General features: G+C 67.4%; 1 protein-coding gene. It reads left to right on the top strand.

Annotated elements, in window-relative coordinates:
• Positions 1-472, top strand: a 472-nt coding sequence (locus RVY79_RS17320) for a polyketide synthase dehydratase domain-containing protein (protein ID WP_317465718.1), incomplete at both ends; no start/stop codon positions are given.

Here is a 472-nt window from a genome sequence, read left to right as displayed (position 1 = left end):
CAGCGCACGGCCTATTGGGCGCCCATCACGGCGGAAGGCTACGACCTCGTTCACCGCCACCGTGAGCACCCGCTGCTCGGCTACCGGTTGAAGGACGCTGCTGCGGCCTGGGAAAACCAGATCGACCCAGTCAAGCTTCCGATGCTTGCCAGCCACGTGGTGGATGGCGCCGTCACCTTCCCGGGAGCGGGCTACGCCGAGATGGCGCTGGCTGCCGCGCGTAGCTACTTCGGCACGCAAGATTGCGCGGTCGAGAACCTCGAAATCCGCACGCCGGTGGTCTTCCAGCCGCAGCAAGGCCGCCTGTTCCGCTTGACGCTCGATCCGCGCACGGCGGGGTTCGTGATCGAAACACGCCCGCGCGTAAGCGATGATCCCTGGACCATCAATGTGACCGGCCGCCTGCTGGTCGGTGGCCCGTCGCAAGGCGCACCGATCATTGCGCCGCACAGCCTGGCCGCGCTCGAAGCCC

The sequence above is a fragment of the Chromohalobacter sp. HP20-39 genome, assembly GCF_033052815.1.
Taxonomy (GTDB): domain Bacteria; phylum Pseudomonadota; class Gammaproteobacteria; order Pseudomonadales; family Halomonadaceae; genus Chromohalobacter.
The sequence above is the reverse complement of the archived record's forward strand: the minus strand, read 5'-3'. Positions and strand labels throughout refer to the sequence as shown.